Source organism: Klebsiella sp. C239, from assembly GCF_048822715.1.
Classification (GTDB): Bacteria; Pseudomonadota; Gammaproteobacteria; order Enterobacterales; family Enterobacteriaceae; genus Klebsiella; species Klebsiella quasipneumoniae.
Map to the genome: position 1 here is coordinate 193,084 of NZ_JBMEZK010000001.1, position 25,366 is coordinate 218,449.

A 25,366-nucleotide genomic window follows, 5' to 3' on the forward strand; every position below is an offset into this window, starting at 1 on the left:
ATGATCGCGGAGTTTGAATCACGCATTCTGGCGCTGATTGACAACATGGTAGACCACGCCAGTGATGATGAACTGTTTGCCGGCGGTTATCTGCGCGGCCACCTGACGCTGGCGGTGGCTGAGCTGGAAGGTGAGGGCGAACATTCAGCGGAAGCGGTACACAGCAAAGTCAGCCATAGCCTGGAGAAAGCCATCGGCGCTGGCGAACTGTCGCCGCCGGACCAAATTCTGGTGCAGGGCATGTGGGAAAACCTGTATCAGCAGGCGAAAAATCAGGCCTGATCCATGATGTAGGTCGGATAAGCGTAGCGCCATCCGACACGCTAACGGCGCAACCAGGATTTACCCTGTTTGCGCTGTGCTTCTCCGGGCTACCGCGTTGGTCCCCCGGACGAGGCCGGAAATGTCGCGCTTCCCAGGGATTTTTCTCCCCTTGCGCTGTTACTTCACCGCTTTTCCCTTCAGCAGTTTTCTCACCCATAGCCGATTCGGATTCAGCGCCGCCAGGGTGCCGCTATCCAGCGGCAGCGGTTCAGCGCTCATCTGCGCCGCCAGCAGCTCAGCGCTTAACGGCGCGGTGCAAATGCCTCTCGATCCGAGGGCGCCAAGCATAAACAGGTTATGGAAGACCGGCGCGCTACCGGCGTTATCCTGCCGTTCGTGGAGGCTGGCGTATTGCGTCAATGTCGCCGCATAGTCCGGCACGTTGCCGACCATCGGCAGATGATCGCGGGTGGCGCAGCGCACGCCGCAGCGGGCGTCACTGGCGCTAATATCCACGTCCTGCGGCCACTCCGCGCCCGGGAAGCAGTCGATCAGCCGTTTCCGGTTGTGCTGCTGATCTTCTTCGCTGAAGGTGGTGTCGGTTTTGCCGCGATGGTAGCTGGCGCCAATGCAGTGCTGCTGATTTTGCGGATTCTGCGGCGTCAGGTAGCCGTCGTAGCACAGCACCTGGCGCAGGGCGGAAAGCCGCGGGGTAGTGGGTATATGGCTGACCTGGCCGCCAACGGGGTAGACCGGCAACGGCGCGGTTTGCGCAAAATCCGATATGCGGTGGCCGTTGGCCAGCACGACCGCCTGATGATAGCGCTGCCGGTTGAGCAGCCAGCCATCGCCCTCCGCGCTCAACGTCTCGACCTGATAACCATAATGCGCGTGCAGTCCGCGAGTCGCCGCCAGCGCCATCAGCTCGGCGGTGAGCTGCTGCGGGCACAGCCAACCGCCGGCCGGATAGGTTATGCCGCCGCAGCCGGTCTCGACGCCGGTCAGCTCCGCGGCCTGCTCCGCCGTCACCGCGCAGGCGATATCAGGTGGCAGCTCCAGGGCCAGCATCTGATTGATTTTGTGTGCGCTTTTTTCATCCCAGCCAAGCTGGGTGACCCCGCACCATTGATGATCGAACAGCACCGGCAGCGCGTCGTAGGTGCGGCGGGCGAAGGTAAAGGCGGCCGGGAAAAAGCGCGCCAGCGCCGGATCGTGCTGGCTTAACAGCGGGTAGAGCGCGCCCTGGCGATTACCGGAGGCGCCCTGCGCCGGGGTGTCGTCCGCACAGTAAAGGGTCACCTGCCAGCCGCGACGCAGCAGCGCCAGGGAGAGCAGGGCGCTGGCGATACCGCCGCCGACGATGGCCGCCTCGCGGGCCTCGCTCCCGGGGCGGGCGAACCAGGGCGCGCGCGCCGGAAAGGTCAGCGTTTGCGCCATCTCGCCGGTCAGCATCTCCCGTTTGCGGCCGAAGCCTTTGGTTTTACGCAGGGTAAACCCGGCTTCCTGCAGACCGCGGCGGACAAAACCGGCGGAGGTAAAAGTGGCCAGCGTCCCGCCGGGACGCGCCAGGCGCGCCATGGCATTGAACAGATCCTGGGTCCACATGTCGGGATTTTTCGCCGGGGCAAAGCCGTCGAGAAACCAGGCGTCCACCTGCTGATTCAGCGAATCATCCAGCTCTCTGGTCAGCTCGTTGATATCGCCAAACCACAGATCGAGCGTGACCCGTCCGCCGTCGAGCAGCAGACGATGGCATCCGGCGAAGGCCGAAGGCCATTGCGCCTGCAGCTGTTCCGCCCATGGAGCCAGCTCTGGCCAGCGCTGGTGCGCCAGGCGGAGATCTTCCGCCTTCAGCGGATATTTCTCAAAACTGATGAAATGTAACCTTTGCAGGGTAACGTCCGGGTTATCGCGAACAAAAACGTCAAACGCCTGCCAGAGGGTGAGGAAATTGAGCCCGGTGCCGAAGCCGCTCTCCGCGACGATCAACAGTGGGCGAGGGTGGCTGGAGAAGCGCTCCGGCAGGCGATTTCCGCCGAGAAAGACGTAGCGTGTCTCTTCCAGACCGTTGTCATTGGAAAAGTAAACATCGTCAAAATCTCGGGAAACAGGTGTACCCTCAGCATTGAATTCCAGGTTGGCGGGTTGTATAGCGTTTTGTTTCACGTAAGTTACTCGAATCACAAGGCGTAGCGCGATCTTAGCGATGTGTGCCTGAGGGCGCAAATTTATACACAAAATGTCTGATCGGACTTGTTCGGCGTACAAGTGTACGCTATCGTGCGACACGAAACTTAAAATAGTGCGACTTACAGAGGTATTTAATGAAACGTGCAGTGATTACTGGCTTGGGCATCGTTTCCAGCATCGGTAATAACCAGCAGGAAGTCCTGGCATCTCTGCGTGAAGGACGTTCAGGGATCACTTTCTCTCAGGAGCTGAAAGATTCAGGGATGCGCAGCCACGTATGGGGCAACGTCAAACTGGATACCACTGGCCTCATTGACCGCAAAGTAGTGCGCTTCATGAGCGACGCCTCCATCTATGCTTACCTGTCCATGGAACAGGCCGTTGCCGACGCAGGTCTGGCGCCGGAAGCATACCAGAATAACCCGCGTGTCGGCCTGATCGCAGGCTCCGGCGGCGGCTCCCCGAAATTCCAGGTCTTCGGCGCCGATGCCATGCGCAGCCCGCGTGGTCTGAAAGCCGTGGGTCCGTATGTGGTCACCAAAGCGATGGCTTCCGGCGTTTCCGCCTGCCTCGCCACGCCGTTTAAAATCCACGGCGTTAACTACTCCATCAGCTCCGCCTGCGCCACTTCCGCACACTGCATCGGTAACGCGGTAGAGCAGATCCAGCTGGGCAAACAGGATATCGTCTTTGCCGGCGGCGGCGAAGAGCTGTGCTGGGAAATGGCCTGCGAGTTCGACGCCATGGGCGCGCTGTCCACCAAATACAACGACACGCCGGAAAAAGCCTCCCGCACCTATGACGCCAACCGTGACGGCTTCGTTATCGCCGGCGGCGGCGGTATGGTCGTGGTGGAAGAGCTGGAACACGCCCTGGCGCGCGGCGCGCACATCTATGCGGAAATCGTCGGCTACGGCGCAACCTCCGATGGCGCAGACATGGTAGCCCCATCCGGTGAAGGCGCTGTGCGCTGCATGCAGATGGCGATGCACGGCGTTGATACCCCGATCGACTACCTGAACTCCCACGGTACTTCCACGCCGGTCGGCGACGTGAAAGAGCTGGGCGCGATCCGCGAAGTGTTCGGCGACAACAGCCCGGCTATCTCGGCGACCAAAGCAATGACCGGTCACTCGCTGGGCGCTGCTGGCGTGCAGGAAGCTATCTACTCCCTGCTGATGCTGGAGCACGGCTTTATCGCGCCGAGCATCAACGTCGAAGAGCTGGACGAGCAGGCTGCCGGCCTGAACATCGTCACCAAACCGACTGACGCTAAGCTGACCACCGTGATGTCCAACAGCTTCGGCTTTGGCGGCACCAACGCCACGCTGGTGATGCGTAAATACAACGCCTAATCGGCACGCGATGCACTGAGGGGAGCCACCGGCTCCCCTTTTTTGTCATCTTGACAGGGTAAGAGCCCGCAGGCACACTGCTGGCGGATCCATTAGTCTCTCCACTAATGCGTAAGCGTTTAACGTCAACCAACGCGCCTTAACCCTGATAGTCAGGTGGAGGGGGCGTGTCGCTTTGCTCGCCTTACTCTGCGAATCTGGAGTAATGCATGTCCGCAGTCACTGAAACAACATCTCATTCTTCCGCGAATTTTTCGCTTTTTCGCATTACGCTCGCCGTCTTTTTGACCTATATGACCGTCGGTTTGCCGCTGCCGGTGATCCCGCTGTTTGTCCATCAGGAGCTGGGATTGGGTAACACCATGGTCGGCGTAGCGGTGGGGATCCAGTTCCTCGCCACCGTTCTTACCCGCGGCTACGCCGGGCGCCTGGCAGACCAGTACGGCGCCAAACGCTCCGTCCTGCAAGGGATGCTGGCCTGCGCCCTGGCCGGCGCGGCCTGGCTGGCCGCTGCGCTGCTGCCGCTGCCGGTGTTCGCGAAGCTGGGCCTGTTGCTGCTGGGCCGCCTGATCCTCGGGTTTGGCGAAAGCCAGCTGCTGACCGGCAACCTGAGCTGGGGGATGGGGCTGGTGGGGCCGGCCCGCTCCGGCAAAGTGATGTCATGGAACGGCATGGCGATGTACGGCTCGCTGGCGGTGGGCGCCCCGCTGGGATTGTTAATTTACAGCCACTTTGGCGTGGCGGTCCTGGCCTGCGTCACCATGGGACTACCGCTTGTCGCCTTGCTCATCAACGGCACGGTGCGCAAAGTGGCGGCGCACGGCGGCGAGCGGCCTTCACTGTGGAGCGTCATCGGCATGATCTGGCGGCCGGGTATTGGCCTGGGCCTGCAGGGCGTCGGCTTTGCGGCGATCGGCACCTTCGTCTCTCTCTATTTTGCCAGCCAGAACTGGCCGATGGCCGGATTTACCCTGACGGCGTTTGGCGGCGCCTTTGTGCTGATGCGGGTGCTGTTTGGCTGGATGCCGGATCGATTTGGCGGCGTTAAAGTGGCGATGGTCTCGCTGCTGATAGAGGCGGTCGGTCTGACGCTGCTGGGGCTGGCGCCCGGCGTCTGGGTGGCGCTGGCCGGCGCGGCGCTGACCGGATGCGGCTGTTCGCTTATTTTCCCGTCGCTTGGCGTGGAGGTGGTGAAGCGCGTCCCGGCGCAGGTGCGCGGCACTGCGCTCGGCGGCTATGCGGCCTTTCAGGATATCTCTTATGGCCTGACCGGGCCGCTGACCGGTCTGCTGGCCACTTCGCTGGGCTACTCGTCGGTATTCCTTGCCGGCGCCCTCTGCGCGGCGCTGGGGATCCTCGTCACCCTCATCTCATTTCGCCGCTAGGTTGTTGTCAGGCCAGAAATCGCCGTAGTAAACACTGCGGCGTTTGGCATCAAAGGGTGCCGTGAACGCCGCCAGTGCCTGCTGGGCTACAGCAGGAGCCACAGCACCAGGAGCAGGACAACCGCGCCCAGCGCCAGCTGCCAAGGCTTAGCGGCCCATGTCCGCCGGGTAGCGGGCTCCTCCTGCGGGATCGCCAGCGTCTCCTGGGCGCGGGCTACCCGCAGCACAAACACCTTATTCAGTAGCGCCAGGATCTGCGCCGGGCTCAGCGTGGTCTGCGGCGTGACCTGCCAGTTGCGACGGGCAAAGTCGACAATCTTCTGCCACTCCGCGGCCTCCAGCGGCTGCTTGAGCGCCCCCTGCAGCGAGGTAAGCGTGGGCGCGCTTTGCGCGCTGAGCGTCTGCCGCGCCTGCAGCCAGTAAGAAAGCGGCGTGAAGTGCGTCGCCGGGATCAGCTCCCCGGACTTGACGCCGCAAAGTTCCAGCATGGACTGCCAAATCAGTTTGCTTGGTTCGCCGGTGGCGGCCGCCAGCTTAGTCACCAGCTGATTGAGCGTGTTGTGCTCGGCCGGCAGCAGTGGACGAAGGGTCGGCGGGCGCTGCTGCGGCTGCGGGATCGACAGCTGACCGCGCTGCAGCAGATGCAGAATGTTCTCCAGTTGCGACTGGCTGAGGGCATGCAGCGCCGTTTGCCCATAATGCTGACGAATATAATCGCTCACCGCCTGGCGGTTATTGCCCTGGCCGAGCAGATCGCTGAGCTGCGCCAGGGTCTGGCGATGATGATGATTGTCCTGCGCGGCGGCCAGGCGCTGGTTGAGACTGGCCTCGGCGGCGCTGAAATGGCGGGCCAGCAGGGGCGTGTCGCCTTTCAGTCCGAGGTCATGTTTGACGCAGGCCCACACTTCCGCATTCTGCTGCGAGGTCAGCGCCACCAGGCGCGTGATCAGTCGCTCCAGGACGGTGCGTTGCTGCATGGAAAGCGAAGGTTCGCCGGTGGCGGCAGTGCCTGATGGGCCTCGCCCTGGAGGACGGTCTGGCATATCTGCAAGGGGGTGCGTCATGATTCATCCTTTCGATATCGCGGTGCTGGAACCAGGTGATGAGTATGCCTGGCGGCCAGATTATGGCACACTTCCCCGGTTAACTCTCGTTCTCAGACAGGTACTGAACTGTGAAAATCCTCGTTGATGAAAATATGCCCTATGCCCGTGAGCTTTTTAGCCGTTTAGGCGACGTGCAGGCGATCCCGGGCCGCCCGGTCCCGGCCGATGCCCTGACCGATGCGGATGCCTTAATGGTGCGCTCGGTCACCCGGGTTAATGAAGCATTGCTTGCCGGCAAGGCCATCAGGTTCGTCGGCACCGCGACCGCAGGCACCGATCATGTCGATCAGGCGTGGCTGCAGCAGGCGGGGATTGGTTTCTCCGCGGCGCCAGGCTGCAACGCCATTGCGGTGGTGGAGTATGTCTTTTCATCGCTGCTGATGCTGGCCGAACGTGACGGCTTCTCGCTGCGCGATCGCACCGTCGGGATTGTCGGCGTCGGTAACGTCGGCGGGCGACTGCAAAAGCGTCTGGAGGCGCTGGGCATCAAAACTCTGCTCTGCGATCCGCCGCGCGCTGACCGCGGCGACGAAGGCGACTTCCGCTCCCTTGACGATCTGGTCCAGCAGGCCGATGTCCTCACCTTCCATACCCCGCTGTATAAAGAAGGACAATATAAAACGTTGCATCTGGCGGATGAGGCGCTGATTAGCCGCCTGAAGCCCGGAACGATTTTGATCAACGCCTGCCGCGGGCCGGTGGTGGATAACGCCGCGTTGCTGAAACGCCTGGAAGCCGGTCAGTCCCTGAGCGTGGTGCTGGACGTTTGGGAGCCGGAGCCGGATCTCAACATAGCGCTTCTCAAGCGGGTGGATATCGGCACGGCGCATATCGCCGGCTACACCCTTGAAGGGAAGGCGCGCGGGACGACGCAGGTATTCGAAGCCTATAGCGCCTTTATCGGTCATCCGCAGCAGGTGGCGCTGGATACCCTGCTGCCGGCCCCGGAGTTTGGCCGCATCACCCTGCATGGCCCGCTCGATCAGCCGACGCTGAAAAGACTGGTTCATTTGGTGTATGATGTGCGCCGCGATGATGCGCCGCTGCGGAAGGTGGCGGGCGTCGCCGGTGAATTCGACAAGCTGCGTAAAAATTATCAGGAACGTCGCGAATGGTCTTCGCTGTACGTGCAGTGCAGCGATGAGCAGGCGGCGACGCTGTTGCGCCAGCTCGGTTTTAACGCCGTGCATCATCCTGTTCGTTAATGTCTTCTTAATGCCCCTGCCGGATACTCCGGCAGGGCCGCTTTATTTCTGGAGTAAACCACCATGTCTGAAGGCTGGAATATTGCCGTACTGGGCGCAACGGGCGCCGTAGGCGAAGCCCTGCTCGAAACTCTCGCTGAACGCCAGTTCCCGGTGGGGGAGATTTTTGCTCTGGCGCGCAACGAAAGCGCGGGCGAACATCTGCGTTTTGGTGGCAAGTCGGTGATCGTCAAGGACGCCGCCGAGTTTGACTGGACCCAGGCCCAGCTGGCTTTCTTTGCCGCAGGCGTCGAAGCCAGCGCAGCGTATGTCGAAGATGCGACAAACGCCGGATGTCTGGTTATCGATCTCAGCGGCCTGTTTGCGCTGGAGCCGGACGTACCGCTGGTGGTGCCGGACGTGAACCCGTTCGTGTTAGGCGATTACCGCAACCGCAATCTGATTGCGGTGCCCAATAGTCTGACCAGCCAGCTGCTGACGGCGCTGAAGCCGCTTATCGATCAGGGTGGACTGTCGCGCATTAGCGTCACTAACCTGCTCTCCGCCTCAGGGCAGGGGAAAAAAGCGGTGGATGCGCTGGCAGGGCAGAGCGCCAAGCTGCTGAACGGCATCCCCATCGATGAAGACGATTTCTTTGGCCGCCAGCTGGCCTTCAACATGCTGCCGCTGCTGCCGGATCGTGAAGGTAGCGTGCGCGAAGAGCGCCGTATCGTCGATGAAGCGCGCAAAATTCTTCAGGATGACGGGCTGATGATCTCCGCCAGCGTCGTCCAGTCGCCGGTCTTCTACGGCCATGCGCAGATGGTTAACTTTGAAGCGATGCGTCCGCTGGCGGCGGAAGAGGCGCGTGACGCCTTTACCCGCGGCGAGGAGATCGAACTTTCTGAAGAGGGCGAATTCCCCACTCAGGTTGGCGATGCTTCCGGCAACGCCCGTCTCTCCATCGGCTGCGTGCATAATGATTACGGCATGCCGGAGCAGGTCCAGTTCTGGTCGGTGGCGGATAACGTCCGCTTCGGCGGCGCGCTGATGGCGGTGAAGATCGCCGAGAAGCTGATTGAGGAGTACCTGTACTGATGTCTGAGATGGAGCAACAGCCGGTCTGTAAAATCGCGCTGGGCATCGAGTACGACGGTAGCAAATATTACGGCTGGCAGCGGCAAAACGAAGTACGCAGCGTGCAGGAGAAGCTGGAAAAGGCGCTCTCGCAGGTGGCGAACGAACCCATTACCGTCTTTTGCGCCGGCCGCACCGACGCCGGTGTCCATGGCACCGGCCAGGTGGTGCATTTCGAAACCCGGGCGCAGCGTAAAGATGCCGCCTGGACGTTGGGGGTAAATGCGAATTTACCTGGTGACATCGCGGTGCGTTGGGTCAAACATGTCCCGGCGGATTTTCACGCCCGGTTCAGCGCCACGGCGCGCCGCTATCGTTACGTCATCTATAATCATCGCCTGCGTCCGGCGGTATTAAGTCAGGGCGTCACGCATTTTCATCAGCCGCTCGACGCCGCGCGCATGCAGCGTGCCGCACAGTGTCTGCTGGGGGAGAATGACTTTACCTCGTTTCGCGCGGTGCAGTGCCAGTCGCGTACCCCGTGGCGCAACGTGATGCACATTAACGTTACCCGTTACGGCGCTTATGTGGTGGTGGATATCAAAGCGAATGCCTTTGTACATCATATGGTCAGGAATATTGTGGGCAGCCTGATGGAAATCGGGGCCGGAAACCAGCCGGAGAGCTGGATGGCAGAACTGCTGGCAGCAAAAGACAGGACGCTCGCTGCGGCAACGGCAAAAGCGGAAGGGTTGTATCTGGTGTCGGTGGATTACCCGGCCCATTATGATTTACCGGTGCTGCCAATGGGCCCGCTGTTTCTGGCGGACTAATAGGGTCATTAAGGGTAAAGACAAACATGGACTTGATTCACTTTTTAATTGATTTCATCCTGCATATTGATGTGCACCTGGCCGAGCTGGTCGCCCAGTATGGCGTCTGGGTTTATGCCATTCTGTTTTTGATTCTGTTCTGCGAAACCGGGCTGGTGGTAACGCCGTTCCTGCCGGGGGATTCCCTGCTGTTCGTCGCGGGCGCGCTCTCGGCCCTGCCCACCAACGATCTGAATGTCCACCTGATGGTATTGCTGATGGTCATCGCGGCTATCGTCGGCGATGCGGTCAACTACACCATTGGCCGGCTGTTCGGCGAAAAGCTGTTCAGCAACCCGAACTCGAAGATTTTCCGTCGCAGCTATCTGGATAAAACCCATAGCTTCTACGAACGTCACGGCGGAAAAACCATTATCCTGGCGCGCTTTGTGCCGATAGTCCGAACCTTCGCGCCGTTTGTGGCGGGAATGGGGCATATGTCCTATCGTCATTTTGCGGCCTATAACGTCGTCGGGGCGCTGCTGTGGGTGCTGCTGTTCACCTACGCCGGCTATCTGTTTGGCGATCTGCCGGTGGTGCAGGAGAACCTGAAGCTGCTGATCGTGGCGATCATCGTGCTTTCCGTCCTGCCGGGCGTGATTGAGATTATTCGCCATAAGCGGGCGGCGGCGAAGCAGGCGAAGTAGTTTAGCCTGCGTTGCGCGTGACGGTGCACGAGCGTCACGCGCAGCGGTTTGACCACTTTTTTATCCCATGTTCCGGGATGATATGATTTAATGTGCAACATTCATGGTCTGTAAGAGGCAAAAATGGCATTATGCGCCCCTTACGACAAAACTGGCATCGACCAGGTTCAGGCAGAAAGGTTATCAATGAGCTGGATTGAACGAATTAAAAGCAACATCACTCCCACCCGCAAGGCGAGCATTCCTGAGGGTGTATGGACCAAGTGCGACAGCTGCGGTCAGGTACTCTACCGCGCCGAGCTGGAGCGCAACCTGGAGGTTTGTCCTAAGTGCGATCACCATATGCGCATGTCGGCGCGTAATCGCCTGCATAGCCTGTTGGATGAAGGTTCCCTGGTGGAACTGGGTAGCGAACTTGAGCCAAAAGATGTGCTGAAGTTCCGCGATTCAAAAAAATACAAAGACCGCCTGGCGTCCGCTCAAAAAGAGACGGGCGAAAAAGACGCGCTGGTGGTGATGAAAGGTACGCTCTACGCGATGCCGGTGGTGGCCGCGGCCTTTGAATTCTCCTTTATGGGGGGATCGATGGGTTCCGTCGTTGGCGCACGCTTTGTGCGCGCGGTGGAGCAGGCGCTGGAAGATAACTGCCCGCTGATCTGCTTCTCCGCCTCCGGTGGCGCCCGTATGCAGGAAGCGCTGATGTCGCTGATGCAGATGGCGAAAACCTCCGCGGCGCTGGCAAAAATGCAGGAGCGCGGATTACCGTACATCTCTGTGCTGACCGACCCGACCATGGGCGGCGTATCGGCGAGCTTTGCGATGCTGGGCGACCTGAACATTGCCGAGCCGAAAGCGCTGATCGGCTTTGCCGGTCCTCGCGTCATTGAGCAGACCGTACGTGAGAAGCTGCCGCCGGGATTCCAGCGCAGTGAGTTCCTGATTGAAAAAGGGGCGATCGATATGATCGTTCGCCGTCCGGAAATGCGTCTCAAGCTGGCCAGCATTCTGGCGAAGCTGATGAACCTGCCGGCGCCGGTTGCCGCTTCGGAAACGCCTCATGAAGGCGTGGTGGTGCCGCCGGCACCGGATCAGGAACCCGAGGCCTGATAAAGCAGAGGGCAGGGCCTGGCGGCGCTGCCCTTTTTTATTCAAACGCGTTAACCGTCAATTCTTGCGGGCATCATGGAAAAAGATCCTATTCCTCAGGCCACGTCGCCCCTGGCTACGTGGCTTTCTTATCTGGAACATCTGCACAGTAAAACCATCGACCTGGGGCTGGCGCGCGTCAGCGAGGTCGCGCGGCAGATGGATATCGTCAAACCGGCGCCGTTCGTCTTTACGGTCGCGGGCACCAATGGCAAAGGCACCACCTGCCGCACGCTGGAAACGGTCCTGATGGCGGCCGGCTATAAAGTGGGGGTTTACAGCTCTCCGCATCTGGTGCGCTACACCGAACGCGTGCGCATTCAGGGCGCGGAACTGCCGGAGGCAGCGCATACGGCCTCGTTTGCGGAGATTGAAGCGGCGCGGGGCGACATCTCGCTGACCTATTTTGAGTACGGCACGCTCTCTGCGCTATGGTTGTTTAAGCAGGCGCAGCTGGATGTGGTGATCCTGGAGGTGGGCCTCGGCGGCCGTCTCGACGCCACCAATATCGTGGATGCCGACGTCGCCGTGGTCACCAGCATCGCCCTCGATCATACCGACTGGCTGGGACCGGATCGCGACAGTATCGGCCGGGAGAAAGCCGGTATCTTCCGTGCCGGTAAACCGGCGGTGGTAGGGGAGCCGGATATGCCGCACACCATTGCTGAAGTGGCGCGCGAGAAGGGCGCGCTGCTCCAGCGCCGCGGCGTCGACTGGCGCTATGAGGTGGAAGGCGAGACATGGTCCTTCCGCGACGCGGGCGGGGCGTTAAGCCGCCTGCCTCTGCCTCAGGTGCCGTTGCCGAATGCCGCCACGGCCGTGGCGGCGCTGCGCGCCAGCGGCCTTGCCGTCGATGACGCTATCCTGCGCGCGGGGATCCGCGACGCGATGCTGCCGGGACGCTTTCAGATAATCAGCGACGCCCCGCGGGTGATCCTCGATGTGGCGCATAACCCGCACGCGGCGGCTTATCTCGCCGGGCGTCTCAAAACGTTAGCGAAAACGGGACGCGTGCTGGCGGTTATTGGTATGCTGCATGATAAGGACATCGCCGGTACGCTGGCCAATCTGACGCCGGAAGTTGACGTCTGGTACTGCGCGCCGCTGGAGGGTCCGCGCGGGGCGACGGCGGAGCAGCTGGTGGAACATTTGCGTGGCGGCACAGTCTATAGCAGCGTGGCGCAGGCATGGCGCGCGGCCATGGCTGACGCTCAAGCGGAAGATACAGTGCTGGTGTGTGGTTCATTTCACACGGTAGCGCAGGTAATGGAAGAGATTGACGCGGGGAGAATCGGTGGCGAGTAAGTTTCAGAACCGTTTAGTCGGGACAATCGTGCTGGTGGCGCTGGGGGTGATTATCCTGCCAGGGCTGCTGGACGGGCAGAAAAAGCATTATCAGGATGAGTTTGCCGCGATCCCGCTGGTGCCGAAACCCGGCGATCGCGATGAACCGGATATGCTGCCGGCGGCGACTCAGGCGCTGCCTTCGCAGCCGCCGGAAGGGGCGGCGGAGGAGGTGCGGGCTGGCGATGCCGCTGCGCCATCGTTAGATCCGTCGCGTATCCCGGTGAACAGCAACAGCTTCGATGACGTTCAGGAGCCGGTGGTTGCTGCGAAACCGCAGCCTAAACCCCAGCCGAAGCCGCAGCCGAAGCCGCAACAGCAGGCTGCGACGCCTACCCCTCCGCCGGCTAAGCCTCAGCAGCAGCAACCACCGCAGCAGCAGGCGGCCCTGCCGGCGCCGACCGGCAAGGCCTATGTGGTCCAGCTGGGCGCGTTGAAGAACGCCGATAAGGTGAATGAGATCGTCGGTAAGCTACGGGCATCGGGCTTCAAAGTCTATACGTCGCCTTCGACGCCGGTACAGGGTAAAATTACCCGTATCCTCGTCGGCCCGGATGCGTCAAAAGACAAGCTGAAGGGCCAGCTGGGCGATCTGCAACAGATCTCCGGGCTCAGCGGGGTGGTGATGGGCTTCACCCCGAACTGATGGTTTTTTTCTGCCATGCGGAGAGAACGCGGCGGGGCTAAACGCCCCGCAAACCCTGTCTCAGCCGCCCTGAAGAGGCGAAAGGCAGTCTGGCGTTGAATGTTTTTTCAGCGCCATTTTTATTTCTGTAGGGCAAGGAAATCCCTACGCAAACGTTTTCTTTTTCTGTTAGAATGCGCCCCGAACTGGACGACAGGGCGTAAAATCGTGGGACGTATATGGTCTGGATTGATTACGCCATTATGGCGGTGCTGGGTCTTTCTTGCCTGGTCAGCCTGATCCGCGGCTTCGTTCGCGAAGCTTTATCGTTAGTCACGTGGGGTTGCGCGTTTTATGTCGCCAGCCACTACTACGCTGACCTGTCTGTCTGGTTTACGGGCTTTGAGGATGAACGGGTTCGAAATGGGATTGCTATTGCGGCGCTGTTTATCGTGACGCTCATCGTTGGCGCTATCGTGAACTATGTGATAGGCCAGCTGGTGGAGAAGACCGGTTTGTCAGGTACCGACAGGGTATTGGGGATCTGCTTCGGCGCGCTACGTGGGGTGCTGATCATCGCCGCTATCCTGTTCTTCCTTGACACCTTTACCGGGATGGCGAAGAGCGATGACTGGCAGCAGTCGCAGTTTATTCCCTATTTTACCCCCGTCATCAGATGGTTTTTTGAATACCTGCAAAGCTCGTCAAGTTTCTTGCCTAAAGTATAGACTTTGGGTCGTTGCTGAACGAGGAAAAGACGTATGTGCGGTATTGTCGGTATCGCCGGTGTTATGCCGGTTAACCAGTCGATTTATGATGCGCTAACGGTGCTCCAGCACCGTGGACAGGATGCCGCTGGCATCATCACCATTGATGCCAACAACTGCTTCCGGTTGCGTAAGGCTAACGGGCTGGTAAGCGACGTATTCGAAGCCCGCCATATGCAGCGTATGCAGGGCAATATGGGGATTGGCCACGTGCGTTACCCCACGGCGGGCAGCTCCAGCGCCTCCGAAGCGCAGCCGTTTTACGTCAACTCGCCGTATGGCATCACGTTGGCGCATAACGGCAACCTGACCAACGCCCATGAGCTGCGTAAAAAGCTGTTTGAAGAAAAACGCCGCCATATCAATACCACCTCAGATTCCGAAATCCTCCTCAATATTTTCGCCAGTGAGCTGGATAACTTCCGTCACTACCCACTGGAAGCGGACAACATCTTTGCCGCGATTGCGGCGACCAACCGCCTGATCCGCGGCGCGTACGCTTGCGTGGCGATGATCATCGGTCATGGCATGGTGGCCTTCCGCGACCCGAACGGCATTCGTCCGCTGGTGCTGGGCAAACGTGACGTAGGCGATGGCCGCACCGAGTATATGGTGGCCTCGGAAAGCGTGGCGCTTGACACCCTTGGCTTTGAATTCCTGCGCGATGTGGCGCCGGGCGAAGCGGTTTATATTACCGAGAAGGGCCAGCTGTTTACCCGTCAGTGCGCCGATAACCCGGTCAGCAACCCGTGCCTGTTCGAGTATGTCTATTTTGCCCGTCCGGACTCGTTTATCGACAAAATTTCCGTCTACAGCGCCCGCGTCAATATGGGGACTAAGCTTGGCGAAAAGATTGCCCGCGAGTGGGAAGATCTGGATATTGACGTCGTTATCCCGATCCCGGAGACCTCCTGCGATATCGCGCTGGAGATCGCCCGCATCCTTGACAAGCCTTATCGTCAGGGCTTCGTGAAGAACCGCTACGTCGGCCGCACATTTATCATGCCGGGTCAGCAGTTGCGTCGTAAGTCTGTGCGCCGCAAGCTCAACGCCAACCGTGCGGAGTTCCGCGATAAGAACGTGCTGCTGGTGGACGATTCCATCGTCCGCGGCACCACCTCGGAGCAGATCATCGAGATGGCGCGCGAAGCAGGGGCGAAAAAAGTGTATCTGGCCTCAGCCGCGCCGGAAATTCGTTTCCCGAACGTGTACGGTATCGATATGCCGACCGCCAACGAACTCATCGCCCATGGCCGCGAAGTGGATGAGATCCGCCAGATCATCGGCGCCGATGGCCTGATTTTCCAGGATCTCAACGATCTGATCGAAGCGGTGCGCGCGGAAAATCCGGATATTCAGCAGTTTGAATGCTCAGTGTTCAACGGCGTATACGTCACCCGGGATGTCGACCAGCAGTACCTCGACTACCTCGATTCCCTGCGTAACGATGATGCCAAAGCGGTCCAGCTACAGAACGAAGTCGAAAACCTCGAGATGCACAACGAGGGTTAAGCCGTTCGCGCGTCGCGGGCCCGCCGTCCATCAGAAACGGCGGGCCTTTTTTTCGCCTGGCAACCGTGCGTCAATGGTTGCGCCAACGGCTATAATCCGGCAAAGTCTGCGGCACGACGCGCAAGGGGTAACTGAACGTGAAACGACTGATTATTGGCATTTCCGGCGCCAGCGGCGCCATCTATGGCGTGCGGATGCTGCAGGTGCTACGGGATGTGCCGGATATTGAAACCCATTTGATCCTCAGCCAGGCGGCGCGCCAGACGCTGGCGATGGAGACCGACTTTACCGTGCGTGAAGTGCAGGCGCTGGCTGATGTGGTGCATGATGCCCGCGACATCGCCGCCAGCATCTCCTCCGGCTCGTTTAAAACCGCCGGGATGGTGATTTTACCCTGCTCAATGAAAACGCTCTCGGGTATTGTCCATAGCTACACGGATGGTCTGCTGACGCGGGCGGCGGATGTGGTGCTGAAGGAGCGTCGTCCGCTTGTGCTCTGCGTGCGGGAGACCCCGTTCCATCTTGGCCATCTGCGCCTGCTGGTGCAGGCCGCGGAGCTGGGGGCGGTGATTATGCCGCCGGTGCCGGCCTTCTACCATCGGCCGCAAAGCCTGGATGATGTTATCAACCAGACCGTCAACCGGGTGCTCGATCAGTTCGACATTAGCCTGGAACAAGACTTGTTTACTCGCTGGCAAGGGGCACAGGATTGCACCAAATAGGTGCGTGAAATGTACGCTTGCGCTGCGGTGGTGCAAATTTGTCGCCCCGATCAAATCCTCGACATTTATTTCGTCTTTTTGCGCTCAGGCGCTGCGGTTTCGCCAGTAATGCTGGTATCTTCCCTTTTAAGACAATCCTGCAACTTTATTTTAACAAATTTAACCCTGTTCCCGGCACGCACCGGGAAGATGGCACAAAAACTGCAGGATTGCTCGGCAATCACCATAACAAGCAACGCACCACATCACGACACTTAAGGGTACTGTATGAAGAAGACGATTCTGGCTCTCTCTTTACTCGTGGGAATGAGCAGCACGGCCAGCGTGTTCGCTGCTCTGCCGCAGAGCATTCGCATTGGCACTGACGCGACCTATGCGCCGTTTTCGTCGAAAGACGCGAAAGGGGACTTTGTTGGCTTTGATATCGATTTAGGCAATGAACTGTGCTCCCGTATTAAGGTGAAATGTACTTGGGTCGGCAGTGATTTTGACTCCCTGATCCCCTCCCTCAAGGCGAAGAAAATTGACGCCATCATCTCCTCGCTCTCCATCACCGAGAAGCGCCAGCAAGAGATCGCCTTCTCTGACAAGCTTTATGCCGCCGACTCCCGTCTGATCGCGGCCAAAGGCTCGCCGATCCAGCCGACGCTGGAGGCGCTGAAAGGTAAACACGTCGGCGTGCTGCAGGGCTCCACGCAGGAAGCCTATGCTAACGATCGCTGGCGCAGCCAGGGCGTTGACGTGGTGGCCTATCAAAACCAGGACCTGATCTATTCCGACCTCTCCGCGGGTCGTCTGGATGCGGCGCTGCAGGATGAAGTCGCCGCCAGCGAAGGCTTCCTCAAACAGCCCGCCGGGAAAGATTTCGCCTTCGCCGGTCCGTCGGTTAAAGACAAAAAGTACTTTGGCGACGGCACCGGTATCGGCCTGCGTAAGGACGACGCTGAGCTGAAAGCCGCGTTTGATAAAGCGCTGGGCGAGATGCGCAAAGACGGCACCTACGACAAAATGGCGAAGAAATACTTCGATTTTAACGTCTACGGCGACTAAGACTGCCGCAGGCCCGCGCTATCGGGTGGGCCTGCCGCCATGCTCGTGTAAAAGCCCTGAAAAGGTGCATCGCCAGACGCTGTGGATCATATTAGTGCAAAGGCGGCCGCTTTTGTGGCTAAAAAATGCATAGTTAAGCGTTTGTGATGCAAAAAAATGGCCTTTCTGGTGCATAAATCTTTGCCCTCAAGGGGCGAATAATGGCACGATAACTGGTGTTAATAGTTCTAATAAACCCGTTAGAATGACAGTCTGTCGAGGATAGTTATGAAAAAACTGGCGTTGTCTCTCTCTTTAGCGCTGGCCCTTTCCAGCGTTTCCACGGTCTTTGCCGCTATTCCGCAAAAAATTCGTATCGGTACCGATCCGACTTATGCTCCCTTCGAATCGAAGAATGCGCAGGGGGAATTGGTGGGTTTTGATATCGATCTGGCAAAAGAGCTGTGTAAGCGTATTAATACCCAATGTACCTTTGTGGAAAACCCGCTGGATGCGCTGATCCCCTCTTTAAAAGCGAAGAAAATCGACGCGATTATGTCTTCGCTGTCAATTACCGAAAAGCGTCAGCAGGAAATCGCTTTCACCGACAAACTGTATGCGGCTGATTCGCGTCTGGTGGTGAAAAAGGGCAGCCCTGTGACGCCGGACCTCGCCACCCTGAAGGGGAAGCGCGTGGGCGTGCTGCAGGGCACGACGCAGGAAACTTATGGTAATGAGCACTGGGCGCCGAAAGGTATCGAGATTGTCTCTTATCAGGGACAGGACAATATCTATTCCGACCTGACCGCCGGCCGTATTGATGCCGCTTTCCAGGATGAGGTCGCGGCCAGCGAAGGGTTCCTGAAACAGCCTATCGGTAAAGATTACCAGTTTGGCGGTCCGTCGATTAAAGACGAAAAGCTGTTCGGCGTCGGCACCGGTATGGGGCTGCGTAAGGAAGACAACGAACTGCGTGAAGCGCTGAATAAGGCGTTTGCAGAGATGCGTAAGGACGGCACCTACGACAAGCTGGCGAAAAAATATTTCGATTTTAACGTATACGGCGAATAATTCTCACGCCTCACCACTGCGCGTCCGATTCACGCGCAGTGGTGGATGACAGACAGGGTAGGCAGCATGCTGTATGGGTTTTCACAGGTTATTTTGCAGGGTGCGCTCGTCACCCTGGAGCTTGCGCTCAGCTCGGTCGTTCTCGCCGTCCTGATCGGGCTGGCGGGCGCGGGCGCAAAGCTATCGAGCAACCGTCCTCTGGCGCTGGTGTTTGAAGGCTATACCACACTGATTCGCGGCGTCCCCGATCTGGTGCTGATGCTGTTGATTTTCTACGGCCTGCAGATTGCGCTCAACAGCGTCACCGACGCGTTGGGCATGTCGCAGTTTGATATTGACCCGATGATCGCCGGGATAATTACCCTTGGCTTTATCTATGGCGCCTATTTTACGGAAACCTTCCGTGGCGCCTACCTGGCGGTGCCGAAGGGGCATATCGAAGCGGCCACCGCCTTTGGCTTCAGCGGCGGGCAGACGTTCCGGCGCATCCTGTTCCCGGCGATGATGCGCTACGCGCTGCCGGGGATCGGCAACAACTGGCAGGTTATCCTCAAGGCGACGGCGCTGGTCTCGCTGCTGGGGCTGGAGGATGTGGTCAAAGCCACGCAGCTGGCGGGCAAAAGCACCTGGCAGCCGTTCTACTTCGCCATCGTCTGCGGTCTGATTTATCTGGTGTTTACCACCCTGTCTAATGGCGTACTGCTGCTGCTCGAACGCCGCTATACCGTTGGCGTGAAGAGGGCTGACCTGTGATTGAAATTATTCAGGAATACTGGAAATCACTGCTGTGGACCGACGGCTATCGCTTTACCGGCGTGGCGATTACCTTATGGTTGCTGATCTCTTCGGTGGTCATGGGGGGCATCCTGGCGGTCTTTCTGGCAATCGGCCGCGTTTCGAGCAATAAGTTCATCCAGTTTCCCATCTGGCTGTTTACTTACATATTTCGCGGCACGCCGCTGTACGTGCAGCTATTGGTCTTTTACTCCGGCATGTACACCCTGGAAATCGTCAAAGGCACTGAACTGCTGAACGCCTTTTTCCGCAGCGGGTTAAACTGTACGGTGCTGGCGCTGACCCTGAACACCTGCGCCTATACCACCGAAATTTTCGCCGGCGCGATCCGCTCGGTACCGGCGGGCGAAATTGAAGCGGCGCGGGCCTACGGCTTCTCTTCGGTCAAACTGTACCGCTGCATCATCCTGCCTTCCGCGCTGCGGATTGCGCTGCCGGCCTACAGTAACGAAGTGATCCTGATGCTGCACTCAACGGCGCTGGCGTTTACCGCCACGGTGCCGGATCTGCTGAAAATCGCCCGCGATATCAACTCGGCCACCTATCAGCCGTTCACCGCCTTCGGTATCGCAGCGGTGCTCTATTTAATTATCTCGTATGTGCTGATTAGCTTGTTCCGCAAAGCGGAAAAGCGCTGGTTGCAGCATATCAAACCTTCTTCAACGCATTGAGAACGCCATGTCCGACAATAAATTAAACGTTATCGATCTGCATAAACGCTATGGGGAACACGAGGTGCTGAAGGGCGTCTCGCTGCAGGCGAAAGCCGGGGACGTTATTAGTATCATCGGTTCATCGGGTTCCGGGAAAAGTACCTTTTTGCGTTGTATTAACTTCCTTGAAAAACCGAGCGAAGGCACGATCGTCGTCAGCGGCCAGAATATTGGCCTGGTACGGGATAAAGACGGCCAGCTGAAGGTAGCCGACAAGAACCAGCTGCGCCTGCTGCGCACCCGGTTGACCATGGTGTTTCAGCATTTCAATCTGTGGAGCCATATGACGGTGCTGGAGAACGTCATGGAGGCGCCGATTCAGGTGCTGGGCTTAAGCAAACAGGAAGCGCGCGAACGGGCGGTAAAATACCTGGCCAAGGTCGGGATAGACGAACGTCAGCAGGCGAAATACCCGGTGCATCTTTCCGGCGGCCAGCAGCAGCGTGTCTCTATTGCCCGCGCGCTGGCGATGGAGCCGGAGGTGCTGCTGTTTGATGAGCCGACCTCCGCGCTGGATCCGGAGCTGGTGGGCGAAGTGTTACGCATTATGCAGCAGCTGGCGGAAGAGGGGAAAACCATGGTGGTGGTGACCCACGAAATGGGCTTTGCCCGCCACGTCTCTTCGCATGTCATTTTCCTGCATCAGGGAAAAATTGAAGAAGAAGGGCATCCGGACGCGCTGTTCGGCGCGCCGAAAAGCCCGCGCCTGCAGCAGTTTCTGAAAGGGTCGCTGAAATAAACGGCTCACCCGGCGTCCGCGGGCGCCGGGTGGGATCCACGCTCCAGCCGGTAGATCCAGTCATCGTAATCGACGCCGTTCAGATGATAGGCTTTCTCCAGCACCTGCGTGCGTACAAAGCCCTGCTTCTCCAGCAGGCGCGATGAGCCACGATTCTCTGCCAAAACCCAGGCATTGATAGCCCGCACCCCCAGCGTACTGAAACCATAATCGCAGATCGCCCGCAGCGCTTCGCTGGCATACCCTTTTCCCTGAGCCTCGGGCAGCAGCGCATAGCCGACGTCGGCCTCGTGCGGATTTTTAGGGCTGACGCGAAGCCCAATATCGCCCAGCGCATCGCCGCGCTGATTACGCAGAACATACACGCCGGGATCGGCGCAGCGACTGGCAAACACGCTGCGCAACGCCTCCTCGCTTAACATTTCGCCCATAAAACGCATCACCTGCGGATCCTGGCGCAGGCGCAGAAAAAAGGGCCAGTCATCGGTAACAAAGCGGGTAAGCGAAAGGCGAGGCGTGGTGATGGTCGTCATAAAGCAGTCAATACAAAGAAGGAAAGGCCTACCTTAGCACTTTACTCCGCCTGTTAACACCGGCCCGGCCCGCTGGCGATGAACTCAGGCGCTTCAGGGCGCGGGTTGTCCGGGATAGGGCGACGCTGCAGCGCCAGGCTGAGACCATCCTGGCGTGGGGCATTAGCCAGCAGAATGGAATCAGGGGAGCCAATGCTCCCCCGTGTCAGCCATTAACTCAGCACATCCTTTAGCGCTTCGTCGAGATCGTACCAGCGGAAGGCGAAGCCGGCGGCTTCCAGCCGCTTAGGCAGCGCGCGCTGACCGCCGAGCACCAGGACGGCGGATTCGCCCATCAGCAGGCGGATGGCGGCGGCGGGGACGCGGAAAATCGCCGGTCGATTGAGCGCATGACCCAGCGCGTGGGCGAACTGCTCGTTATGCACGGGATAGGGCGAAACCATATTGAACGGGCCGCGCAGATCGTTATCCAGCAGCCACAGAATGCCGTTAACCATATCGTCGATATGGATCCAGGCCAGGTACTGTCTGCCGCTGCCGATAGGCCCGCCGAGGCCGAGCTTAAAGGCTGGGGTCATTTTGCCGAGAATACCGCCCCGCGGCGCCAGTACCACGCCGGTGCGCAGCAGACAGACGCGAGTGCGCTCGCTTTGCGCTTCGCAGGCAATTTGCTCCCAGCGGGCGCAGAGCTTATGGGTAAACTCATTGTGCGGCGGCTCTTCTTCGGTCACTACCACTTCGCCGAGGTCGCCGTAATAGCCGGTGGCTGACCCGCTGATCAGCACGGAGGGAGGGGTGTCGCTGGCGTGGATCAGGCCCACCAACCGCTGAGTGAGATCCCAGCGACTATGGCATAAGCGCTGTTTCTGTTCGGCGGTCCAGCGTTTATCGGCGATGGGCTCGCCCGCCAGATTGATGACGGCATCGATGTCATTGAGGTGGTGATGGCCCTCGAAATCGCGCCACAGCGTGACGCGCGGATCGAGACGGGCGCGGGCGGTATCCGGATGCCGGGTGGAGACCGTGACGCTATGCCCGAGCTCCAGCAATCTGGGTATCAGATGTCGGCCAATCAGGCCGGTACCACCAGTAAGCAGGATCTTCATACCACCTCCCTGACATGGTTAGCGCCGCCAGCTCATGGTCATGGATACCGAGTCGGCATAGCGCAGCGCGTGAAGTTTATCGATCTCCACTTCAGCATATGTGACCCAGTGATGTTCGCATGCGATATTCAGCACATCCTGAGTTAATTTTTCCAGCAGCGAAAAACGACCATTCTCAAGATGGCTGATGATGCGTTTGGTAATGGTGCGGTAGTTCAACGCATCATTAATGTCCTCGCTGTCGCGCGCTTTATCGGCAGGGTAGTGAATGGCCACATTCACCACCACGTCCTGGCGGTTGGCGATCTCTTCCTCTTTAATACCAATAAAAGTACGCAGGCGCAGGTTCTTAATACGAATAATGGCGTCTGGTTGAGACATTGCAGGCTTCCTCCGTGGTGTAAGTCCTGCAATCATACAACAAAGCGCGACGGGCGAGCAGGGGGTTAATAAGACTGAATTTTTAGCATCGCTTCCACCGTCGCCGGCCGCTGCTTAATGCGCTCATACCAGTTATGCACCGCCGGATAGTTCGCCAGATCGATCCGCTGGCGGACATGGCAGTTCACCCAGGGCCAGGCGGCGATGTCGGCGATGCTGTAGTGGTCCCCGCCCAGCCACGGGCTGGATCCCAGGCGGTGATTCAGTACCCCGTAGAGTCGCTGGGTTTCCACCTGAAAACGCTCAATCGCGTAGGGCACGGTTTGCGGCGCTGAGTGGGAAAAATGCTGATTTTGCCCTAGCATCGGTCCCAGGCCGCCGACCTGCCAGAACAGCCACTGCAGGGTGGTATAGCGCGCCCGCAGCTCCCCGCTCAGCAGCTTGCCGCTTTTTTCCGCCAGATAGAGCAGAATGGCGCCGGACTCAAAGACGCTCAACGGCGCGCCGCCGTCGGCAGGCATGTGGTCGACGATAGCCGGAATTTTGTTATTCGGCGAAATCGCCAGAAACTGCGGATGAAACTGCTCCCCTTTACCGATATCGACCCGGATTAGCCGATAAGCCAGCTGCGCCTCTTCGAGAAAGAGGGTGATTTTGTGGCCGTTTGGGGTGGGCGCATAGTAGAGATCGATCATAATATTTCCCGCCGTCGTGGGTCGCAAACTGATCGAGTATAGGTGAAGCTGCGCGACCCGGGAGAAAATCCGCGAGCGGCGCGTCGGTCTGTCGCCAGCCACGCAGCGGGCGAGCAGTGACATCGCCTGTAAGACAGGCTATGTTGGTTTATTGCCCTGTCTACCAACCCTGAGGAAGCTATGAGCCAGCCTGTGATTACCCTGTGGTCCGATGCCGATTTTTTCTCACCGTACGTGATGTCTGTCTATGTCGCGCTGCAGGAAAAGAGCCTGCCTTTTAGCCTTAAAACCATCGACCTGAACCGCGGCGAACATCTGCAGGCCGGCTGGACGGGCTATACCGCCACCCGTCGCGTACCGCTGCTGGAGGTTGACGATTTCGCGCTGAGCGAGTCTTCGGCGATTACCGAATATCTGGATGAGCGTTTCGCGCCGCCTGAGTGGGAGCGCCTTTATCCACACGATCTGCAAAAGCGGGCCCGCGCCCGGCAGATCCAGGCCTGGCTGCGCAGCGATCTGGTGCCCATTCGTGAAGAGCGATCCACCGCCGTGGTGTTTGGCGGAGTGAAAATGCCGGCGCTCAGCGAGGCAGGCAAGCGGTCGGCGGAAAAACTGTTTGCCACCGCGACCACACTGCTGGCCCACGGCGGGCAAAATTTATTCGGCGAATGGTCTATAGCCGACGCCGACCTGGCGCTGATGCTCAATCGTCTGGTTCTCAATGGCGATGAGGTGCCGGAGGCGCTGGCGGATTATGCGGCGTTCCAGTGGCAGCGGGCCTCAATCCAGCGTTACGTGGCGCTTTCCGCCAAACGCGGAGGCTGATAACCCGCTGCGCTTCCGCTATCATAGAGGCATCGTAACCAGTGGAGATGGAACCTATGAAGCTGATGTTTGCCTCCGATATTCATGGTTCGCTGCCCGCCACGGAACGCGTGCTTGAACGTTTCGCGCAAAGTGGCGCCAGGTGGCTGATCATCCTCGGCGATGTGCTTAATCACGGACCGCGCAACGCGTTGCCGGAAGGCTATGCGCCGGCGGAGGTGGCCGAGCGGCTGAACAGCGTGGCGGAGCGCATCATTGCCGTCCGCGGTAACTGCGACAGCGAAGTGGATCAAATGCTGCTTCGTTTTCCCATGACCGCGCCCTGGCAGCAGGTGCTTGGCGAAGGCTATCGCCTGTTTCTGACCCACGGTCATCTGTATAGCCCGGACAATTTGCCGCCACTTGCCGCTGGCGATGTCCTGGCGTATGGCCATACTCATATTCCGGTTGCTGAAAAACGCGGGGCGATCTCTCTGTTTAATCCAGGCTCAGTGAGTATCCCGAAAGGGGGATATTCCGCCAGCTATGGGCTACTGGATGAGGGGCGTCTGCAGGTTTTAGCACTCAATGATAATCAGGTTATTGCAGAGGTCGCAATTTACCCGTAATTTAGCCCTCAATCATAAAGACGCGCCGCAAGAGCGCTTTTAAAGTAAGGTTTCCTGATGGCGGAACAGAATCATTTGGCAAGCACAGAATGGGTCGATATTGTTAATGAAAACAATGAGGTGATAGCACAGTCCAGCCGCGAGCAGATGCGCGCGCAGTGCCTGCGCCACCGGGCGACCTATATCGTCGTTCACGACGGAATGGGGAAAATTCTGGTGCAGCGACGCACCGAGACAAAAGACTTTCATCCGGGCATGCTGGATGCCACCGCCGGCGGCGTCGTGCAGGCTGATGAGCAATTGCTGGAGTCGGCCCGCCGCGAGGCGGAAGAGGAGTTAGGCATCGCCGGGGTGCCGTTCGCCGATCACGGCCAGTTCTACTACGAAGATAAATTCTGCCGCGTCTGGGGAAGCCTGTTCAGCTGCGTTTCCCACGGGCCGTTTGCCCTGCAGGAAGAAGAGGTAAGCGAGGTGTGCTGGTTAACGCCGGAAGAGATCACCGCCCGCTGCGATGAGTTCACGCCCGACTCCCTGAAAGCGCTGGCGCTGTGGATGACCCGCAACGCCGGTAACGAGTATGATGACGCGGAAGAGAGCGAGCGCGAATAATCGCGCGAACGCGTGGCAGCAAACGCTGTTCGCCTCCTGACAAAAAAAGGCAGCCATCTGGCTGCC

General features: G+C 59.1%; 29 protein-coding genes. 22 read left to right on the forward strand and 7 right to left on the reverse strand.

The window, feature by feature from the left end; translation table 11 throughout:
• A complete protein-coding gene (locus ACOI6Z_RS00950; protein ID WP_023290534.1) occupies positions 1 to 282 on the forward strand; it encodes a YfcL family protein in 282 nt (93 codons plus the stop codon).
• A gap of 159 nt (positions 283 to 441) precedes the next feature.
• Here the strand turns inward: ACOI6Z_RS00950 and mnmC are convergent, their stop codons facing one another.
• Entirely contained in the window at positions 442 to 2,430 is a 1,989-nt protein-coding gene (gene mnmC / locus ACOI6Z_RS00955) for a bifunctional tRNA (5-methylaminomethyl-2-thiouridine)(34)-methyltransferase MnmD/FAD-dependent 5-carboxymethylaminomethyl-2-thiouridine(34) oxidoreductase MnmC (RefSeq protein ID WP_065812259.1), read from the reverse strand.
• A gap of 158 nt (positions 2,431 to 2,588) precedes the next feature.
• On the opposite strand from mnmC, the gene fabB reads away from it, so the two are divergent.
• Both fabB and ACOI6Z_RS00965 read left to right on the forward strand, forming a co-directional pair.
• On the forward strand, positions 2,589 to 3,809 hold the full coding sequence (gene fabB / locus ACOI6Z_RS00960; protein WP_002913291.1) for a beta-ketoacyl-ACP synthase I: 1,221 nt from the start codon (positions 2,589 to 2,591) through the stop codon (positions 3,807 to 3,809).
• 209 nt (positions 3,810 to 4,018) lie between these two features.
• The gene (locus tag ACOI6Z_RS00965; RefSeq protein WP_048336254.1) at positions 4,019 to 5,194 is read left to right on the forward strand and encodes an MFS transporter; all 1,176 of its coding nucleotides are present in this window, start codon (positions 4,019 to 4,021) and stop codon (positions 5,192 to 5,194) included.
• A gap of 86 nt (positions 5,195 to 5,280) precedes the next feature.
• On the opposite strand, the gene flk is transcribed toward ACOI6Z_RS00965, so the two are convergent.
• A complete protein-coding gene (flk, locus tag ACOI6Z_RS00970) occupies positions 5,281 to 6,258 on the reverse strand; it encodes a flagella biosynthesis regulator Flk (protein ID WP_048336253.1) in 978 nt (325 codons plus the stop codon).
• A 110-nt stretch (positions 6,259 to 6,368) separates the two neighbouring features.
• Between flk and pdxB the strand changes: the two genes are divergently transcribed.
• The 10 genes from pdxB to ACOI6Z_RS01020 all read left to right on the forward strand — a co-directional run bounded on the left by pdxB (position 6,369) and on the right by ACOI6Z_RS01020 (position 16,196).
• Complete coding sequence (gene pdxB, locus ACOI6Z_RS00975; RefSeq protein WP_048297940.1) at positions 6,369 to 7,505, forward strand: 4-phosphoerythronate dehydrogenase PdxB; 1,137 nt, start codon at positions 6,369 to 6,371, stop codon at positions 7,503 to 7,505.
• A 63-nt stretch (positions 7,506 to 7,568) separates the two neighbouring features.
• The gene (locus ACOI6Z_RS00980) at positions 7,569 to 8,582 is read left to right on the forward strand and encodes an aspartate-semialdehyde dehydrogenase (protein ID WP_023290529.1); all 1,014 of its coding nucleotides are present in this window, start codon (positions 7,569 to 7,571) and stop codon (positions 8,580 to 8,582) included.
• On the forward strand, positions 8,582 to 9,394 hold the full coding sequence (gene truA / locus ACOI6Z_RS00985) for a tRNA pseudouridine(38-40) synthase TruA (protein ID WP_032453605.1): 813 nt from the start codon (positions 8,582 to 8,584) through the stop codon (positions 9,392 to 9,394). The genes ACOI6Z_RS00980 and truA overlap by 1 nt, the downstream gene beginning before the upstream one ends.
• Before the next feature lie 26 nt (positions 9,395 to 9,420).
• Positions 9,421 to 10,080: a DedA family protein gene (locus tag ACOI6Z_RS00990; protein WP_002913221.1), complete on the forward strand. Its 660-nt coding sequence runs from the start codon at positions 9,421 to 9,423 to the stop codon at positions 10,078 to 10,080.
• A 186-nt stretch (positions 10,081 to 10,266) separates the two neighbouring features.
• Complete coding sequence (accD, locus tag ACOI6Z_RS00995) at positions 10,267 to 11,187, forward strand: acetyl-CoA carboxylase, carboxyltransferase subunit beta (protein ID WP_004201773.1); 921 nt, start codon at positions 10,267 to 10,269, stop codon at positions 11,185 to 11,187.
• 75 nt (positions 11,188 to 11,262) lie between these two features.
• A complete protein-coding gene (gene folC / locus ACOI6Z_RS01000) occupies positions 11,263 to 12,531 on the forward strand; it encodes a bifunctional tetrahydrofolate synthase/dihydrofolate synthase (protein WP_023290525.1) in 1,269 nt (422 codons plus the stop codon).
• Positions 12,521 to 13,216, forward strand: coding sequence for a cell division protein DedD (dedD, locus tag ACOI6Z_RS01005; protein ID WP_023290524.1), 696 nt, complete (start codon positions 12,521 to 12,523; stop codon positions 13,214 to 13,216). Before folC ends, dedD begins: the two co-directional genes overlap by 11 nt.
• 218 nt (positions 13,217 to 13,434) lie before the next feature.
• Positions 13,435 to 13,923: a colicin V production protein gene (gene cvpA / locus ACOI6Z_RS01010; protein ID WP_023290523.1), complete on the forward strand. Its 489-nt coding sequence runs from the start codon at positions 13,435 to 13,437 to the stop codon at positions 13,921 to 13,923.
• Positions 13,924 to 13,956: 33 nt separating this feature from the next.
• The gene (gene purF, locus ACOI6Z_RS01015; RefSeq protein WP_004180758.1) at positions 13,957 to 15,474 is read left to right on the forward strand and encodes an amidophosphoribosyltransferase; all 1,518 of its coding nucleotides are present in this window, start codon (positions 13,957 to 13,959) and stop codon (positions 15,472 to 15,474) included.
• A 137-nt stretch (positions 15,475 to 15,611) separates the two neighbouring features.
• On the forward strand, positions 15,612 to 16,196 hold the full coding sequence (locus ACOI6Z_RS01020) for a UbiX family flavin prenyltransferase (RefSeq protein WP_023290522.1): 585 nt from the start codon (positions 15,612 to 15,614) through the stop codon (positions 16,194 to 16,196).
• Between the two features lie 65 nt (positions 16,197 to 16,261).
• Here ACOI6Z_RS01020 and ACOI6Z_RS01025 read toward each other — a convergent pair whose 3' ends face one another.
• Positions 16,262 to 16,423, reverse strand: coding sequence for a hypothetical protein (locus tag ACOI6Z_RS01025; RefSeq protein WP_032424512.1), 162 nt, complete (start codon positions 16,421 to 16,423; stop codon positions 16,262 to 16,264).
• A gap of 40 nt (positions 16,424 to 16,463) precedes the next feature.
• Between ACOI6Z_RS01025 and argT the strand changes: the two genes are divergently transcribed.
• The 5 genes from argT to hisP all read left to right on the forward strand — a co-directional run bounded on the left by argT (position 16,464) and on the right by hisP (position 20,543).
• Positions 16,464 to 17,246: a lysine/arginine/ornithine ABC transporter substrate-binding protein ArgT gene (gene argT / locus ACOI6Z_RS01030; RefSeq protein WP_004180753.1), complete on the forward strand. Its 783-nt coding sequence runs from the start codon at positions 16,464 to 16,466 to the stop codon at positions 17,244 to 17,246.
• Positions 17,247 to 17,513: 267 nt separating this feature from the next.
• Positions 17,514 to 18,296, forward strand: coding sequence for a histidine ABC transporter substrate-binding protein HisJ (gene hisJ / locus ACOI6Z_RS01035; RefSeq protein WP_002913209.1), 783 nt, complete (start codon positions 17,514 to 17,516; stop codon positions 18,294 to 18,296).
• Between the two features lie 66 nt (positions 18,297 to 18,362).
• Entirely contained in the window at positions 18,363 to 19,049 is a 687-nt protein-coding gene (locus ACOI6Z_RS01040) for a histidine ABC transporter permease HisQ (protein WP_023290521.1), read from the forward strand.
• Positions 19,046 to 19,762 (forward strand): histidine ABC transporter permease HisM, encoded by a 717-nt coding sequence (gene hisM, locus ACOI6Z_RS01045; protein ID WP_002913207.1) that lies wholly within the window; start codon positions 19,046 to 19,048, stop codon positions 19,760 to 19,762. Before ACOI6Z_RS01040 ends, hisM begins: the two co-directional genes overlap by 4 nt.
• A 7-nt stretch (positions 19,763 to 19,769) precedes the next feature.
• Complete coding sequence (gene hisP / locus ACOI6Z_RS01050; RefSeq protein WP_002913206.1) at positions 19,770 to 20,543, forward strand: histidine ABC transporter ATP-binding protein HisP; 774 nt, start codon at positions 19,770 to 19,772, stop codon at positions 20,541 to 20,543.
• A gap of 5 nt (positions 20,544 to 20,548) precedes the next feature.
• Here hisP and ACOI6Z_RS01055 read toward each other — a convergent pair whose 3' ends face one another.
• Positions 20,549 to 21,076, reverse strand: a complete 528-nt coding sequence (locus ACOI6Z_RS01055) for a GNAT family N-acetyltransferase (protein ID WP_023290520.1) — start codon at positions 21,074 to 21,076, stop codon at positions 20,549 to 20,551.
• A 125-nt stretch (positions 21,077 to 21,201) separates the two neighbouring features.
• On the opposite strand from ACOI6Z_RS01055, the gene ACOI6Z_RS01060 reads away from it, so the two are divergent.
• Positions 21,202 to 21,309, forward strand: coding sequence for a hypothetical protein (locus ACOI6Z_RS01060; RefSeq protein WP_032429195.1), 108 nt, complete (start codon positions 21,202 to 21,204; stop codon positions 21,307 to 21,309).
• On the opposite strand, the gene ACOI6Z_RS01065 is transcribed toward ACOI6Z_RS01060, so the two are convergent.
• The 3 genes from ACOI6Z_RS01065 to yfcG all read right to left on the reverse strand — a co-directional run bounded on the left by ACOI6Z_RS01065 (position 21,289) and on the right by yfcG (position 23,258).
• Positions 21,289 to 22,182, reverse strand: a complete 894-nt coding sequence (locus ACOI6Z_RS01065; RefSeq protein ID WP_017899519.1) for a TIGR01777 family oxidoreductase — start codon at positions 22,180 to 22,182, stop codon at positions 21,289 to 21,291. The genes ACOI6Z_RS01060 and ACOI6Z_RS01065 overlap by 21 nt on opposite strands.
• Before the next feature lie 18 nt (positions 22,183 to 22,200).
• The gene (folX, locus tag ACOI6Z_RS01070) at positions 22,201 to 22,563 is read right to left on the reverse strand and encodes a dihydroneopterin triphosphate 2'-epimerase (protein WP_002913200.1); all 363 of its coding nucleotides are present in this window, start codon (positions 22,561 to 22,563) and stop codon (positions 22,201 to 22,203) included.
• Positions 22,564 to 22,628: 65 nt separating this feature from the next.
• Positions 22,629 to 23,258 carry a GSH-dependent disulfide bond oxidoreductase gene (yfcG, locus tag ACOI6Z_RS01075; RefSeq protein ID WP_023290519.1) on the reverse strand — a complete coding sequence of 210 codons (630 nt, stop codon included), beginning with the start codon at positions 23,256 to 23,258 and terminating at the stop codon, positions 22,629 to 22,631.
• Positions 23,259 to 23,438: 180 nt separating this feature from the next.
• On the opposite strand from yfcG, the gene yfcF reads away from it, so the two are divergent.
• Genes yfcF through yfcD form a run of 3 tightly spaced genes read left to right on the forward strand, consistent with a single transcriptional unit; the run spans position 23,439 to position 25,300 of the window.
• Positions 23,439 to 24,083, forward strand: a complete 645-nt coding sequence (gene yfcF / locus ACOI6Z_RS01080; protein WP_048336248.1) for a glutathione transferase — start codon at positions 23,439 to 23,441, stop codon at positions 24,081 to 24,083.
• 56 nt (positions 24,084 to 24,139) lie between these two features.
• The gene (gene yfcE / locus ACOI6Z_RS01085; protein ID WP_023290517.1) at positions 24,140 to 24,691 is read left to right on the forward strand and encodes a phosphodiesterase; all 552 of its coding nucleotides are present in this window, start codon (positions 24,140 to 24,142) and stop codon (positions 24,689 to 24,691) included.
• 57 nt (positions 24,692 to 24,748) lie between these two features.
• The gene (yfcD, locus tag ACOI6Z_RS01090; protein WP_002913197.1) at positions 24,749 to 25,300 is read left to right on the forward strand and encodes an NUDIX hydrolase YfcD; all 552 of its coding nucleotides are present in this window, start codon (positions 24,749 to 24,751) and stop codon (positions 25,298 to 25,300) included.
• Positions 25,301 to 25,366: the final 66 nt, after the last annotated feature.